Raw genomic sequence first — 14,762 nt, 5'->3', positions numbered from 1 at the left:
GGCAGAGCATGGCGGAGCCGTGGGAATGAACAAGCGCACCTCCAAGACCTGGCTGGCGGACTGGATCCGCATGCGCATGCCTTCGCGTGAGGAAATGGCGCGCAACAAGTACTTGCGCCCGATTGCCCACCGCTTCCTGACGCCCGAGCTGTGGCGCTTTACCCGCCGCAGCGTGCCGCGCGGCGTGGCGCTCGGCATTTTTGCCGGCTTCATTATCCCGGTCGGCCAGATTTTCCTTGCCGCCTTCATGGCCCTGCCGGCGCGCGCCAATGTGCCGCTGTCGGCGCTGGTGACCTTCATCACCAACCCGTTCACTTTCCCCTTCTGGGCCGTGGTCGCCAACCGGCTCGGTGCGTTCATCCTGAAGATCGACCTCGCCACAACAGGCGGTGCGGCGCAGGAAGAGATCAACAGCGGGCGCTGGGCCTGGCTTGTCGAGATGTTCGAAGGCGTCGGCGTGACGGTGCTGGTGACGATCTTCGGCTTCACAGTCCTGGCCGTAGTGGGCGCGGCGATCGGCTACCTCTTCGCCGGCGTCGTGTGGCGCTTCGTCGTTGCGCGCAAACGCCAGCGCCGGCTGCGCGCGATGGAGCGGCGGCTGGACGAACGCCTGACCAAGGACGCCGAGGCGTGATGGTCGACGACACCAACGAGGTGACGCGCCTTCCTCCCATTCCGTTGATGGTGGCCGTTGCGGCTGCCAGCGTGATTTCGGTAGGGCTGGTCTGGCTGGTGGGCGAACAATCGGTCGTTGCCTTTGCCTATGGCGGCGCGCTGGTGGCGGTGCTGCTGATGCTGCTGCTTGGCGCCCGGCTGCGTTCGCCGCCCGCGCAAGCCGAAGCGGTCGCACCCGACTGGTCGGTGACCACCGCCGCGATCGAGAACCGCCGCCGCGCAATTGCGATCATCGACCGGGCGAACCGGCTCGTGTGCGCCAATTCGAGCTATGAGGGCTGGTTCCAAAGCGAAGCCGCGCCCTTCGACCTGCCGTTCGACGACGAATCGCGTCAGGCGATGATCGAGGCCGCGCGCGAAGCCTGGCGCGACGGATCGGCCAAGATCGATACGCTCTACCTCAACGCGACCAAGGCTGCCTACAGGCTCTCGATCCAGCGCACGGGCCGGGGCGAGGCCTATCTCGTGTGGAGTTTTGCCGAAATCCGCGAAGAGCGCAGCTACGACGGCCTGTCCGAACGCCTTGAAGGCCGCTTTGGCGAAGTCATGTCGCGGGCGGGGCTGGAGCTTGCACTGGTCGCACCCGACGGCATCGTGCAGACCACGACGCCCGGACTTGTGGAGCGCGCTACCGGCAGCCGGGAGACGGGGCTGAACGGTCTGGAATTCGTCCAGCTGCTGCGCTCCGACGATCGCGACCGCATCTTCTTTGCGCGCGAAGGCCAGCAGGGCTCGCCGCAAACGCTGGTCCACGTGCCGCTCGATACGGCCGGGGGCGGGCGGATGAGCGATGCGGACGAGGCGCCTTCACTCATGCTGCTGGTGGACAGCACGGTTGGTATTGGCGGCGGCTGGGAAGGCAGCGGGAAAGCCGCGATCCCCCAGCTCGAAGCGCTGTTGTCGGCCTTGCCCTTGGGGCTGGCACTGACTGACCGCGACGGCCGCTTCCTGTTCGCCAACAAGGCTTTCCTGCGCGCAGTGGAGCGCGAAAACCTTGGCCTACCGCAATTCCCTTCGGACCTCGTGGTGCGCGAAGACAAGGCCGCCATGGCTGATACGGTGCGCCGCTTTGCCAAGGGCGCGACGGCCAGCGGCGACATGGCGGTGCGCCTTGCCAACGACAAGGAAGAGCCGGTCTCGATCGGCCTAGCCGGGATTCGGGGGCTGGGCGAGGCAGCGGTCCTGCTCTCGATCAGCGACAGCACCGAGGAAAAGCGCCTGCGCCGCCAGGTTGCGCAGGCCACCAAGATGCAGGCGGTCGGCCAGCTGGCGGGCGGCGTGGCGCACGACTTCAACAACGTGCTGACCGCGATCATCGGCTACTGCGACCTCATGCTGCTGCGCCACACGCCGGGCGACAGCGACTATGACGACATCCAGCAGATCAAGGCGAACTCGAACCGCGCCGCATCGCTGACGCGCCAGCTGCTCGCCTTCAGCCGCCAGCAGACGCTACGGCCGGTCGTGCTCCAGCTGCCCGACGTGGTGAGCGAGGTCAGCCAGCTGCTGAAGCGCCTGATGGGCGAGAAGATCGAGTTCCTCGTGCGGCATGACCGGGAACTTGGTTCTGTGCGGGCCGACCCGCAGCAGCTCGAACAGGTCATCATCAACCTTGCCGTCAACGCGCGCGACGCGATGCAGGCGAATGCGATGCGCGCCGGAAAGCAGGACTGGAAGGGCCGCCTCACGCTCGCCACACGCCGCGTTTCGGCCCGCGATGTGCGCAAGATGGGCATCGATATCATGCCCGCCGACGATTACACGGTGCTGATCGTGCAGGACACCGGCGGCGGTATCCCGGAAGAGCATCTCAACAAGATCTTCGAACCCTTCTTCACCACCAAGGAGCAGGGGAAGGGCACCGGCCTCGGCCTCTCGACCGTCTACGGTATCGTCAAGCAGTCGAACGGCTTCATCTTCGCCGACAACGTGCAAGGCCCCGACGGCACGCCCATGGGCGCGCGTTTCACCGTCTACCTTCCGGTGCACAAGGGCGAGTTGCCCGCCGCCATGCGCAGCGAGGAGACGGAAGAGCCCAAGGCCACCGAATGGTCGGCCGGCGGCAAGCTGCTGCTGGTTGAGGACGAGGACATGGTCCGTGCCGTGGCCGAACGCGCCCTCGTGCGCGCGGGCTACACCGTCACCACGGCGTCAGACGGCGAAGAAGGCCTTGCCGCCATTGCCAATGGCAACACCGAGTTTGACCTCATCGTGTCGGACGTGGTCATGCCTGCGATGGACGGCCCGGCCATGGCGCGCGCAATCCGCCGGGTGAAGCCCGATATCCCGATCCTGTTCATGTCGGGCTATGCCGAGGAACAGCTGCGCAACGATATCGATATCGAGAACATGCACTTCATTCCCAAGCCCTTCAGCGTGCAGCAAATCAACGCCAAGGTCGCCGAAGTGCTGAGCGAACAGCGCGGCTGAAGCGCGGAATTCCGCGGTTTCCTCCGTTCTGGAACAAAACAGGAAAATAATTTCCGTTCCCCCCTTGTTCCAAGAGAACAAAATGGATACACCAATTGCCAGTTGAAGAGTCGATAGCGGCTCTGGCCAAGCGCAGGAGGTGATGTCATGGCGGCAAGTCTGAAGCTCGTAGAGGACAAGAAAGTGGACGCAGACCGTCAGAAGGCATTGGACGCCGCGCTCGCGCAGATCGATCGCGCGTTCGGCAAGGGTTCGGCAATGAAGCTGGGCCAGAAGGAAACCATGCAGGTGGAGGCGATCTCCACCGGTTCGCTGGGCCTCGATATCGCGCTCGGCGTCGGCGGCCTGCCCAAGGGCCGCGTGATCGAAGTCTACGGTCCGGAAAGCTCGGGCAAGACTACGCTGGCGCTGCATGTGCTGGCCGAAGCGCAGAAGGCCGGTGGTACGGTCGCCTTCGTTGACGCGGAACACGCGCTCGATCCGGTTTACGCAAAGAAGCTCGGCGTCGATATCGACGAGCTGATCGTGTCGCAGCCCGACACCGGCGAACAGGCGCTCGAAATCACCGACACGCTGGTCCGCTCGAACGCGATCGACGTGCTCGTCGTCGACTCGGTCGCCGCGCTGGTGCCGCGCGCCGAAATCGAAGGCGAGATGGGTGACAGCCACGTCGGCCTCCAGGCCCGCTTGATGAGCCAGTCGCTGCGCAAGCTCACCGGTTCGATCAACCGTTCGAAGTGCATGGTGATCTTCATCAACCAGCTGCGCATGAAGATCGGTGTGATGTACGGTAACCCCGAAACCACCACCGGCGGCAATGCCCTGAAGTTCTACGCCTCGGTCCGCCTCGACATTCGCCGTACCGGCCAGATCAAGGACCGCGACGAAGTCATCGGCAACACCACCCGCGTCAAGGTGGTCAAGAACAAGGTGGCCCCGCCGTTCAAGCAGGTCGAGTTCGACATCATGTACGGCCAGGGCATTTCGAAGATCGGTGAAATCCTCGACCTCGGCGTGAAGGCCGGCGTGGTCGAAAAGTCGGGCAGCTGGTTCAGCTATGACAGCGTCCGCATCGGCCAAGGCCGAGAAAACGCGAAGAAGTTCCTCGCCGAGAACGAAGAGATGTGTGCCAAGTTGGAAGCCGCCATCCGCGGCCGCACCGACGAGGTCGCCGAAGAGATGATGACCGGCCCGGACGCGGACGAGGACTGATATCTCTTCAAGCGGGAGCGCGCCCGACCCTACTCCCCCAGGGCTCGCGCCTCAGCCGGACTGTCCCCCGGCGCTCCCGAAGAAACGGAAAGCCGGTGCGCGCCGCTTTAGGGCCGCACCGGCTTTTCCGTTTGTATGGCAGGCGCTTGGCAGGATTGTGGCGAGGGCTGGCGAAGCGCAGCCCGCTTGCCTAGGGTCGCCTGCGAATCGTCCCGGCCATTCGCTTCGGGACAGGGGAGAGCCGAATGACCATCACCGTCCACCATCTCAACAATAGCCGCTCGCAGCGCATTCTTTGGCTGCTGGAAGAACTCGGCGCCGAGTACGAGATCGCGCACTATCAGCGCGACGCGGAAACCAACCTTGCTCCGCCCGAACTCAAGAACGCCCATCCGCTCGGCAAGTCACCGGTGATCGAGGACGATGGCCTGATGGTGTCCGAAAGCGGTGCGATCATCGAATATCTGTGCGAACGCCATGGCGGCGAAGCCTGGCTACCGGAAGCGGGCAGCGAAGAGCGCGTTCGCCATCTTGAGTGGATGCAGTTCGGCGAAAGCAGCTTCTTCGTTCCGGTCATGCTCAAGATCTACGCCGACCGCCTTGGCGAAGCCGCCGCCCCGCTGATGCCCCGCGTCGAGGAGCAATTTGCCGCCCATGTGCAGTTTTCCGAGGACAATATCTCGGATGACCTCCATTTCGTCGGGTCGGACTGGTCGGCGGCGGACGTCATGATGAGCTTCCCGGCCGAAATCGCGGTCATGCAGGGTTACGCCGAGAAAGCGCCCAAGCTGGCCGCCTTCGTTGCGGCCATCCACGCCCGTCCGGCCTGGCAGCGCGCGCGCGAGCGCGGCGGTCCCTACTTCATCTGGTGAGCGGCGGACGGGGCAGGCTTGCAATCGCGCGGGCCTGCCCACAGAAGGCGAGCCGGATTGCGCGCCTGCGATCCGGCAAAGAGATACGGACTATTCGATGAAGATCGCCGTTTTCGGCCTTGGCTATGTCGGCCTTTCCAACGCCATCATGCTCTCGCAGCACAACACCGTGGTGGGCTGCGATATTTCCGCCGATCGCGTGGCCATGCTGCAGGAACGGCGCTCGCCGATCCAGGACGACCTTGTCGAGGAATACCTCCTGCGCGATACGCTCGACCTCAGATTCACGACCGATAGCGCCGCAGCGATCGACGGGGCCGAGTTCGCGATTGCGGCCGTTCCGACCAATTACGATGTCGAGACGAACTTCTTCGACACTTCGGCTGTGGATGCCGTGATCGAGCAGGTCCTTGCCGCGAACGACACCACGGTCGTGGTCATCAAGTCGACCGTGCCCGTGGGCTATGTGACCCAGGCGCGCGAGCGCTTCGCGACCGACCGGATCATCTTCAGCCCCGAATTCCTGCGCGAAGGCAAGGCGCTTTACGACAACCTTCACCCTTCGCGCATCATCGTGGGCGAACGGTCCGAGCGGGCGCAACGCTTCGCCGACCTGCTGCTGGAGCCCGCGCTCGAGGAGGACGTTCCGGTTCTGCTGACCGATGCGGATGAGGCCGAGGCGATCAAACTCTTCGCCAACACCTACCTCGCAATGCGTGTCGCCTTCTTCAACGAGCTCGACAGTTACGCGCTCTCACACGGGATCGACACGCGCCAGATCATCGAAGGCGTCGGTCTCGATCCGCGCATCGGCAGCCACTACAACAACCCCTCCTTCGGCTATGGCGGCTATTGCCTGCCCAAGGACACCAAGCAGCTGCTGGCGAACTATTCCGAAGTCCCGCAGAACCTGATCCGCGCGATCGTGGACGCGAACCGGACCCGCAAGGATTACCTTGCCGATCGGATCATCGCGAAGGAGCCGAAGACGGTCGGCATCTTCCGCCTGGTGATGAAGGCGGGATCGGATAATTTCCGCCAGTCCTCCATCCAGGGCATCATGAAGCGGGTGAAGGCCAAAGGTATCGAGGTCATCGTCTACGAGCCGGTGATGGAAGAAAACAGCTTCTTCGGCAGCCGGGTCGAACGCGACCTCGAGGCGTTCAAGGCCGAGGCCGACGTCATCGTCGCCAACCGCCTCGATCCGGATATCGCAGATGTGCGCGAAAAGGTCTTCACCCGCGACCTGTTCGGCGCCGACTGATGGCGCAGGCGCGGACCGCACTGGTCACCGGGGCCGCCGGGTTCATCGGCTACTTCCTGTGCCAGCGCCTGCTGGCCGAGGGCTTCCGGGTAATCGGCGTGGATTCGCTGTCGGACTATTACGATCCCGAGCTGAAGCGCCGGCGCCAGGCGGGGCTGCTGCAGAGCCCTGGCTTTACGGCCGTGAACGAGGCGATCGAAACGCCCGAACTGCTCGCCGGCCTGTTTGCCGAACACACGCCGGATGTCGTGGTCCATCTCGCCGCGCAGGCGGGCGTGCGCTATTCGATCGACAATCCGCGCAGCTATCTGGAAAGCAATCTCGTCGGCACGTTCGAACTGCTCGAGGCCGCCCGCGCGCATCCGCCGCAGCACATGCTGCTGGCCTCGACCTCTTCCGCCTACGGCGCGAACACCGAGATGCCGTACCGCGAGACCATGAAGGCCGACCACCAGATGTCCTTCTACGCGGCGACCAAGAAGGCGACCGAGGCGATGGCGCATTCCTACGCGCACCTCTTCGGGCTGCCGGTGACGATGTTCCGCTTCTTCACGGTCTATGGCCCGTGGGGGCGGCCGGACATGGCGCTGTTCAAGTTCACCCGCGCCATGCTCGCAGGCGAGCCGATCGACGTTTACAACCACGGCAAGATGATGCGGGACTTCACCTATGTGGACGATCTCGTCGAAGCCATCCGCCGCCTGATCGATACGCCGCCCGTGCGGCCGGAAACGCCGGAGGATATCGCGCCGGGCGACAGCCTCTCCCCGGTTGCACCCTGGCGTATCGTCAACATCGGCAACTCCCAGCCCGAGCAGCTGGGCGAGATGATCGCGGCAATCGAAGAGGCGCTAGGGATCGAGGCGCAGCGCAACCTCATGCCGATGCAGCCGGGCGACGTGCCGGCAACATGGGCCGATGCCGAACTGCTGAAGTCGCTCACAGGCTATGTGCCGCAAACCGGCATTCGGGACGGTGTGAAGCGCTTCGTGGACTGGTACCGCGATTACTACGATGTGTGAGGCAGGATGACCGATCAATCCGAATGGGTCGGGCGTGTGGGTCATGTCTGGGCAGCGGAATGGCAGCGCACCGACCGCAGCTTCGGTCCGCTGACCGATCGCCTTCTCGAAGTCGCTACGGCATCCCAGTTCGCGCAGGCGCTCGACATCGGGTGCGGCGCGGGTGAGCTCTCCCTGCGCCTTGCCGAGGGACATCCATCCTCCCGCGTCATAGGCGTCGATGTAAGCGAGGAGCTGCTGGACGCCGCACGCTTTCGCGCTTCGGACCATGCCAATCTTCGCTTCGAACACGGGGACGCGACGGAATGGGCTGCCGTAGAGGGCGAGCGGGCCGATCTCATTGTATCGCGCCACGGTGTCATGTTCTTCGGCGATCCTGTCGCTGCCTTCACGCATATCGCGAGCGAGGCCTCTCCTGCAGCGCGGCTCGTCTTCTCCTGCTTTCGCGAACCGTCCGAAAACGCATGGGTTCGCGAGCTGATGTCGGCGCTCCCGAAAAGCGACGGCCCGCCGCCCGATCGCGATGCTCCCGGCCCCTTCGCTTTCGGCCGCCGCGACAAGGTCGAGCGGATCCTATCGGAAGCGGGATGGCGCGACATCGGGTTCGAGGCGATCGACTATGGCATGGTAGCGGGCGAGGGGCCGGACGCGGTGGAGGACGCGCTGTCCTATTTCCTCCGCATCGGACCCGCCGCGCGCGCCGTAGCGGCGCTCGAAGGGGATGATCGGGAAGCCGCGCTCGACCGCTTGCGTAGGGTAATCGAGCGCCATCACGAGCACGGACGGGTATCGCTGCCCGCCGCCTGCTGGATCGTCACTGCCCGCGCACCCGGCTGATCGCCATTCCTGCACAGTCTGACGGGTCATTCGCGCTTGTAGCACCGAGTGCGATTGCCTAACTGCGCAGGCATGACTTCGACCAACGATATTCGCCGCAGCTTCCTCGACTATTTCGCGCGCAACGAGCACGCCGAAGTCGCCAGCGCGCCGCTCGTTCCCTTCAGCGATCCCACGCTGATGTTCGTCAACGCGGGCATGGTGCCGTTCAAGAACGCCTTCACTGGGCTCGAGACCCCGCCCGCGCCGCGCGCCACCAGCGCGCAGAAATGCGTGCGCGCAGGCGGCAAGCACAACGATCTCGACAACGTCGGCTACACCGCGCGCCACCACACTTTCTTCGAGATGCTCGGCAATTTCTCGTTCGGCGACTATTTCAAGGAGCAGGCGATCGAGCACGCGTGGACGCTGCTCACGAAGGAATGGGGTCTCGACAAGGACCGCCTTCTGGTCACCGTCTACCACACGGACGACGAGGCCTTCGATCTTTGGAAGAAGCTGACCGGCTTTGCCGATGACCGCATCATCCGCATCCCGACTAAGGACAATTTCTGGGCCATGGGCTCGGACGGGCCTTGCGGGCCGTGCTCGGAAATCTTCTACGACCATGGCGATCACATCTGGGGCGGCCCTCCAGGATCGCCGGAAGAGGACGGCGACCGCTTCGTCGAGATCTGGAACCTCGTTTTCATGCAGTTCACGCAGGAAGCGGACGAGATCGTCGGCGATCTGCCCAAGCCGAGCATCGATACCGGCATGGGGATCGAGCGCGTGGCCGCCGTCATGCAGGGAGTCCACGACAATTACGATACCGACACCTTCAAGAACCTGATCGCGGCAAGTGAAAGCCTGACGGGCGTGAAGGCCGAAGGCGACCGGACCGCCAGCCACCGCGTGATCGCCGATCACCTGCGCTCGACCAGTTTCCTGATGGCCGACGGGGTTCTGCCGTCGAACGAGGGCCGCGGTTACGTGCTTCGCCGCATCATGCGCCGCGCCATGCGCCACGCTCACCTGCTGGGTGCGAGCAAGCCGCTGATGCATCGTCTCGTGCCCGCGCTCGTTACCGAGATGGGCGCTGCCTATCCCGAGCTCGTTCGAGGGCAGGCGCTTATCCAGGAAGTGCTCGAGCGCGAAGAAACGCAGTTCCGCCGCACGCTCGACAAGGGCCTGAAGCTGCTCGACGATGCAACCGGCGACATGGGCGAGGGCGGCACGCTCGACGGCGAGACCGCCTTCAAGCTCTACGACACCTACGGCTTCCCCTACGACCTTACCGAAGACGCGCTGCGCAGCCGCGGCATCGGGGTCGACAAGGAGGGCTTCGATGCGGCCATGGAGCAGCAGAAGGCTGCCGCGCGCGCTGCCTGGAAGGGTTCGGGCGAAGCGGCCAGCGAGGAAGTCTGGTTCGATATCGCCGAACGCGAAGGCTCGACCGAATTCACCGGCTATAGCTCGACCACGGGCGAAGCTGCCGTGGTGGCCATCGTCAAGGACGGCAGCGAAGTGCAGTCGGCTTCCGAAGGTGAAGAGGTTATCCTGCTGGTCAACCAGACGCCCTTCTATGGCGAAAGCGGCGGCCAGACGGGCGATGCCGGACGCATCTGGACGCCCGAAGGCCTCGAGATCGCGGTCGAGACGACCAACAAGCCGCTCGGCCGCCTGCACACCCATGTGGCCAAGGTTACAAAGGGTACGGTTTCGGTGGGCGATGCGGTCCACCTCGAAGTCGATGCGGATCGCCGCGACCGCATTCGCGCCAACCACTCGGCAACGCACCTCGTGCACGCAGCGCTGCGCAACCGCCTTGGCGGGCATGTGACCCAGAAGGGCTCGCTGGTCTCGGACGACCGCTTCCGCTTCGACTTCTCGCACCCCAAGCCGCTCGACGACGCGGATATCGCTGCGATCGAGGCCGAGGTGAACGAGGAAATCCGTGCCAACGAACAGGTCGGCACGCGCTTGATGACGCCCGAAGATGCGGTCGAGGCAGGCGCGCTGGCGCTGTTCGGCGAAAAGTACGGCGACGAAGTCCGTGTGCTCTCGATGGGCCGCAAGGGCGGCGAAGGTCGCAACTACTCGGTCGAGCTGTGCGGCGGTACCCACGTCAAGGCGACCGGCGATATTGGCGTTTTCAAGATCGTCTCGGAAAGCGCGGTCAGCTCCGGCGTGAGGCGCATCGAGGCGCTGACCGGTGAAGCGGCGCGCCAGTGGCTGGTCGCGCGTGACCAGGCGGTCAAGGCTATTGCCAGCGCACTGAAAACCTCGCCCGACGAGGCTCCGGCCCGCGTCGCAGCGCTGGTGGACGAGCGCAAGAAGCTCGAAAAGGAACTGGCAGATGCGAAACGCGCCCTGGCGCTTGGCGGCGGTGGCGGCAGCGATGCCGGTCCGGCCGACGAGGATATCGGCGGTGTCACCTTCTCGGGCCAGGTCATCGAAGGGCTTAGCCCCAAGGAACTGCGCCCGCTGCTCGACGAAGCCAAGACCCGCATGGGCTCGGGCATCGCAGCGATCTGCGCGGTCAACGAGGGCAAGGGTGCCTTTGCCGTCGCCGTAACCGATGACCTTACCGACCGCTTCAGCGCGGTCGATCTGGTGCGCGCGGGCGTAGAAGCGCTGGGCGGGAAGGGCGGCGGCGGCCGCCCGGACATGGCGCAGGGCGGTGGTCCGGACGGCAGCAAGGCTGGTGACGCGCTCGACGCGGTGCGGAGCGCGATAAAGGGCTAGGCCCGCCTAGCCCTGGCGCGAGACTTCGGGTTCGCTCCCGCGCGGAATGTCCTGACCGCCCGTGTCGGCGGGCTTGTCGGCATTGGCCGTCGGCGGCTCGGTGGTGCTCACCGGGTCCTGCACATTTTGCGGCTTGAACTTCTCGCTGTTGGGCGTCGGCTTTGTCGGGTCGGGATTGCTCATGATTGTCTCCTTCACCCAGCCAATGTCCGGGTGAGGAAAAGGTTCAGGATTTGAGCAGCTTGGCCCGATCGATCGAGGCGTAGATGCGCCGGATCGTTTGCTCCGCCGCACCAATCCGGGCCTGATCGGACAGTCCCACGCGCGTGCTCGCAATGTCGGCCAGCTCTGTCTGGACATTGGCAAGCGCGCTGCGCTGCGCATCGTCGAGCTCCACCGCCAGCGCGCTTTCAACGAGATAGGCGAGATCGCTCACCGGTCGCATGGCGAGGAAGGTATCGACCATCGGCCCGAGCAAGGCGGGATCGCCGCGCCAGTCCCGTCCATCGAACAGCGTCTGGACCACGTGCTGGCCGGCTCCGAAGCATTCGAAACGGATGCACCCGCCAAAGCCATCCTCGGCCCGTGTCTCGTAGATCGAACACAGACCGTCGACCTTCAGCTTGGGGCAGGGCTCGCCGCGCGCCTTGCTTGCGGCAAAGCCGGGCATTTCGTCAGAGGGGTAGGCAATGCAGCACAGCGCCGCGCAGCGCGCGCAGTCCGACCGCGTTTCGAGTGCCGGCATGCCTCAGGCCTCGGTCGTGCTGGTCCGCAGCTTGGGCTTGTAGGCGAGCGCGCCTTCCTGCTCGATCTGCTCGCGGAACTCGTCGCGCTTTTCGTGGATCGAGGCGATCACCGGCCCCATGGCAACGCCAATGTCGACCAGCACGGCTTCGGACAATTGCAGCGAGCTTTCGAGCGTTTCGGGCACTGCGTGGCTGGCTCCAGCACGGTACAGGGCGGCAGCATGCCCGACATCGCGCGCACGGCACACGATCAGGAGGTCGGGGTGCTCCTTGCGCAGTTTCGAGACGAGGCGCTGGACCAGCACGGGTTCGTCCATGGTGAGGACCACGGCAAGGGCCTTCTCGATGCCGAGGCGGGTCATTGCATCGCCGCGCGCTGCATCCCCGAAGGTGGCCCTGAAGCCCTTGCGCTTGGCGCTCTCAATCAGGTCCGGGTCGGAATCGAGCGCGACATAGGGTTTGTCATGCGCGCTCAGCATTTGCGCGATCAGCAGGCCGACACGGCCCGCACCGACGATGATGACCCGCGGTTCGTCCTCCGCATCCTCGGGAAGTTCGGGCACCGGCTCAACCCGCCGAGCGATCGCTCTCCCGAGGCGGGCGAGCAGGGGCGTGACGGTGAGGCCGATGGCGGTCACGATCTGCCAGAACTGCGCCGTACCGGGCTGGATGAGCAGGGCAGAGCTGGCCGCGGCAATGATGATCAGGCTGGTTTCCGAAGGGCTCGCCATCAGGATGCCGGTTTCCGCCGCCGTGCTGCGTCGGGCGCCCATCAGGCGCAGCAGCACGCCGGTGACCAGCGCCTTGAAGGGCAGGATCAGCAGGACCGCCGTCGCGATCAGGCCGAGATTCTCCCATATGGTCTGCAGGTCGATGCTCATGCCGACGGTAATCAGGAAGATACCGAGCGCGAGGCCCTTGAAGGGGTCCATGATCGCCTCGACCTCGCCGTGATACTCGGTCTCGGCGATCAGCAGCCCTGCAATCAGCGCGCCGACGATGGGCGACAGGCCAACCGCCGCCGTGGCGAGGCTTGCGCCGATCACCACGAGCAAGGAGGCGGCAAGGAAGAGCTCGGGGCTCTTTGTGCGCGCTGCCTGGCCGAACAGGCGGGGAAGGGCGAAACGCCCAAGGATCATCATGGCGGCGATCACGAGGCCGCCCTGCCAAAGCGTGGTCAGCATGCCTTCCCAGCCTTCGCCCGCCGCATTGGGAGCCATGGCGCCAAGGATGAAGATGATCGGGACGATCATGATGTCTTCGAACAGCAGCATGGCGAGCGCCGCGCGCCCGACCGGCGAATGCGTGCCTGCGATCGGCAGCACGATGGCAGTCGAGGAGAAGGCAAGGGCAAAGCCCAGCGCCAGCGCGCCGGTCCAGAACTGGCCCATCATCGACAGCGCGATGGCAAGGCAGCTGCCGATCACGATCAGCTCCATCGCCCCGAGGCCGAATACGAGTTTTCGCATTTGCCACAAGCGGTTGAAGCTGAGTTCGAGACCGATTGCGAAGAGCAGCAGGATGATCCCAAACTCGGCAAATGGCTCGAGGGTCTCGGGATCGGATATGGTTATGTAGGATAACCAGGGATGCTCGAAGACGAGCCGGCCGAGCCCGTAAGGACCCACGGCAACGCCGATCAGGATGAAACCGATGATCGGGGTAACCCGGAAGCGGGTGAACACAGGGATCACGAGCCCTGCGGCCCCCAGGATCACCAGCGCGTCCGCGACCGCCGGGCTTGCAAATTCAGCCGATGCCATGCGCCCTGACTATTGAACCTTCGCGTGCTTGTCACCTGTGGTTCGCAGGGTTCCGGCGGGCTTTTTGGGCACCTAGCGCAGCGGCGCTGCTTTCAGCGCGCGATCAATGGCAGCGTAGGTGGGGGTCCGGCGCAGCCCGGTATCGAACACGCCGCCTAGGAAGCTCTTGTTGGCGGGAATCCAGCGAGGGCGCGTGGCGCCTTTCCAGAAGGCGTCGATATCGGTGTCGACCGCGGTCCAGGCGACGACTTGCCGGACATTGGTGTTGTCGAGCGTCAGGTCGAGGTAGCGCTCGGTTTCCTCCGCGAAAAGCTGGTCGCGGCGGGCGGGGCTGACCCTGCCAAGGTTGCGGTCGTCGCAATCGAGCTCGGTGATGATCACGGGAAGACCAAGGTCGGCAAGCTCGTCGAGGAACGCCGACCAGCCGCGATAGTCGGCCTCTCGCCCAAGCCAGGGTCCGAGATGGCCTTCGATCCCTACGGCATCGATCGGAACGTCGCGTTTGAGTGCGCCTTCGAGCAGGCGCAGGATGCCGTCGCGATGGGCGCCGTTGGGCCGCCAGTCGACCGCGTCGTTATAGACGAGCTGCGCGCCGGGCGCCTTGGCGCGCATGATCTGGAAAGCGAGATCGAAATAGCGATCGCCCAGCGTGCGGGTGAGCACGGAGTTGCGCAGCTTGCCCGAGCGCGGGTTCACCGCCTCGTTGACGACATCCCATGACCGGACCTGGGGGAAGGCGGCCTCGAGCCTATGGGCGTGGTGCCACATCTCGCTCTTCATGTCGCGGCGAGCCTGCCGGCGCGGCTGGCGTTCCATTTCCACGAACCAGTCGGGCATGAACACGTCCATGGCCCACACGACGTTATGGCCGCGCAGGGCCAGCCCGTTGCGCTCGGCAAAGTCGGACACTGTCCGGGCGTGGGTGTAATCGCGCGTCCCGCGTTCGGCCTCGACCCGGCCCCACTTCATGTCGTTGCGGGTGAGGGTGACCGAAGCGTTGCGCGCGATCAGCTCGGCCAGGGCCGGGTTGGCGACTTCGATCCGGTTGGTGGCGATGCCAAATTGCAAGCCGCGGGCATTGGCGGATGCCTTCAGGCCCTCAGCAGGCCCGGCAAGCGCAGCACGGGCGCCGCCACCCATCATGGCGAGCCCGCCGATCGCAGCGCCTTTCAAAAGCGTTCGTCTGGTCGTCTTCATGGGAGGACCTTCGCAAG

General features: G+C 64.9%; 12 protein-coding genes. 8 read left to right on the top strand and 4 right to left on the bottom strand.

What is annotated here, in order from left to right:
- The first annotated feature begins 25 nt into the window (after positions 1–25).
- The 8 genes from KUV82_RS09895 (at position 26) to alaS (ending at position 11,039) form a co-directional block, all read left to right on the top strand.
- Positions 26–634, top strand: a complete 609-nt coding sequence (locus KUV82_RS09895; RefSeq protein WP_258319714.1) for a DUF2062 domain-containing protein — start codon at positions 26–28, stop codon at positions 632–634.
- Entirely contained in the window at positions 634–3,105 is a 2,472-nt protein-coding gene (locus tag KUV82_RS09890) for a hybrid sensor histidine kinase/response regulator (RefSeq protein ID WP_258319713.1), read from the top strand. The genes KUV82_RS09895 and KUV82_RS09890 overlap by 1 nt, the downstream gene beginning before the upstream one ends.
- 147 nt (positions 3,106–3,252) lie before the next feature.
- Positions 3,253–4,317, top strand: a complete 1,065-nt coding sequence (gene recA / locus KUV82_RS09885) for a recombinase RecA (protein WP_219954123.1) — start codon at positions 3,253–3,255, stop codon at positions 4,315–4,317.
- Positions 4,318–4,562: 245 nt separating this feature from the next.
- On the top strand, positions 4,563–5,189 hold the full coding sequence (locus tag KUV82_RS09880) for a glutathione S-transferase family protein (protein ID WP_219954122.1): 627 nt from the start codon (positions 4,563–4,565) through the stop codon (positions 5,187–5,189).
- Between the two features lie 97 nt (positions 5,190–5,286).
- Positions 5,287–6,453: a nucleotide sugar dehydrogenase gene (locus KUV82_RS09875; protein WP_219954121.1), complete on the top strand. Its 1,167-nt coding sequence runs from the start codon at positions 5,287–5,289 to the stop codon at positions 6,451–6,453.
- On the top strand, positions 6,453–7,475 hold the full coding sequence (locus tag KUV82_RS09870; RefSeq protein WP_219954120.1) for an NAD-dependent epimerase/dehydratase family protein: 1,023 nt from the start codon (positions 6,453–6,455) through the stop codon (positions 7,473–7,475). Before KUV82_RS09875 ends, KUV82_RS09870 begins: the two co-directional genes overlap by 1 nt.
- Before the next feature lie 6 nt (positions 7,476–7,481).
- Positions 7,482–8,312 (top strand): class I SAM-dependent methyltransferase, encoded by an 831-nt coding sequence (locus KUV82_RS09865; RefSeq protein WP_219954119.1) that lies wholly within the window; start codon positions 7,482–7,484, stop codon positions 8,310–8,312.
- Between the two features lie 72 nt (positions 8,313–8,384).
- Positions 8,385–11,039 (top strand): alanine--tRNA ligase, encoded by a 2,655-nt coding sequence (alaS, locus tag KUV82_RS09860; RefSeq protein WP_219954118.1) that lies wholly within the window; start codon positions 8,385–8,387, stop codon positions 11,037–11,039.
- A gap of 6 nt (positions 11,040–11,045) precedes the next feature.
- On the opposite strand, the gene KUV82_RS09855 is transcribed toward alaS, so the two are convergent.
- The 4 genes from KUV82_RS09855 to KUV82_RS09840 all read right to left on the bottom strand — a co-directional run bounded on the left by KUV82_RS09855 (position 11,046) and on the right by KUV82_RS09840 (position 14,745).
- Positions 11,046–11,222 (bottom strand): hypothetical protein, encoded by a 177-nt coding sequence (locus KUV82_RS09855; RefSeq protein ID WP_219954117.1) that lies wholly within the window; start codon positions 11,220–11,222, stop codon positions 11,046–11,048.
- Positions 11,223–11,265: 43 nt separating this feature from the next.
- Positions 11,266–11,784 carry a hypothetical protein gene (locus KUV82_RS09850; RefSeq protein ID WP_219954116.1) on the bottom strand — a complete coding sequence of 173 codons (519 nt, stop codon included), beginning with the start codon at positions 11,782–11,784 and terminating at the stop codon, positions 11,266–11,268.
- A gap of 3 nt (positions 11,785–11,787) precedes the next feature.
- Positions 11,788–13,548, bottom strand: coding sequence for a cation:proton antiporter domain-containing protein (locus KUV82_RS09845; protein ID WP_219954115.1), 1,761 nt, complete (start codon positions 13,546–13,548; stop codon positions 11,788–11,790).
- 72 nt (positions 13,549–13,620) lie between these two features.
- Positions 13,621–14,745, bottom strand: a complete 1,125-nt coding sequence (locus tag KUV82_RS09840; RefSeq protein ID WP_219954114.1) for an endo-1,4-beta-xylanase — start codon at positions 14,743–14,745, stop codon at positions 13,621–13,623.
- Positions 14,746–14,762: the final 17 nt, after the last annotated feature.

Origin of the sequence: Qipengyuania flava (genome assembly GCF_019448255.1) — a bacterium.
GTDB lineage: Bacteria > Pseudomonadota > Alphaproteobacteria > Sphingomonadales > Sphingomonadaceae > Qipengyuania > Qipengyuania flava_A.
The sequence above is the reverse complement of the archived record's forward strand: the minus strand, read 5'-3'. Positions and strand labels throughout refer to the sequence as shown.

Bases quoted from the DNA above. Each gene is read 5' to 3' on its own strand.
- KUV82_RS09895 (WP_258319714.1), top strand. From the start codon at position 26: ATGAACAAGCGCACCTCCAAGACCTGGCTGGCGGACTGGATCCGCATG.
- KUV82_RS09890 (WP_258319713.1), top strand. From the start codon at position 634: ATGGTCGACGACACCAACGAGGTGACGCGCCTTCCTCCCATTCCGTTG.
- recA (WP_219954123.1), top strand. From the start codon at position 3,253: ATGGCGGCAAGTCTGAAGCTCGTAGAGGACAAGAAAGTGGACGCAGAC.
- KUV82_RS09880 (WP_219954122.1), top strand. From the start codon at position 4,563: ATGACCATCACCGTCCACCATCTCAACAATAGCCGCTCGCAGCGCATT.
- KUV82_RS09875 (WP_219954121.1), top strand. From the start codon at position 5,287: ATGAAGATCGCCGTTTTCGGCCTTGGCTATGTCGGCCTTTCCAACGCC.
- KUV82_RS09870 (WP_219954120.1), top strand. From the start codon at position 6,453: ATGGCGCAGGCGCGGACCGCACTGGTCACCGGGGCCGCCGGGTTCATC.
- KUV82_RS09865 (WP_219954119.1), top strand. From the start codon at position 7,482: ATGACCGATCAATCCGAATGGGTCGGGCGTGTGGGTCATGTCTGGGCA.
- alaS (WP_219954118.1), top strand. From the start codon at position 8,385: ATGACTTCGACCAACGATATTCGCCGCAGCTTCCTCGACTATTTCGCG.
- KUV82_RS09855 (WP_219954117.1), bottom strand. From the start codon at position 11,222: ATGAGCAATCCCGACCCGACAAAGCCGACGCCCAACAGCGAGAAGTTC.
- KUV82_RS09850 (WP_219954116.1), bottom strand. From the start codon at position 11,784: ATGCCGGCACTCGAAACGCGGTCGGACTGCGCGCGCTGCGCGGCGCTG.
- KUV82_RS09845 (WP_219954115.1), bottom strand. From the start codon at position 13,548: ATGGCATCGGCTGAATTTGCAAGCCCGGCGGTCGCGGACGCGCTGGTG.
- KUV82_RS09840 (WP_219954114.1), bottom strand. From the start codon at position 14,745: ATGAAGACGACCAGACGAACGCTTTTGAAAGGCGCTGCGATCGGCGGG.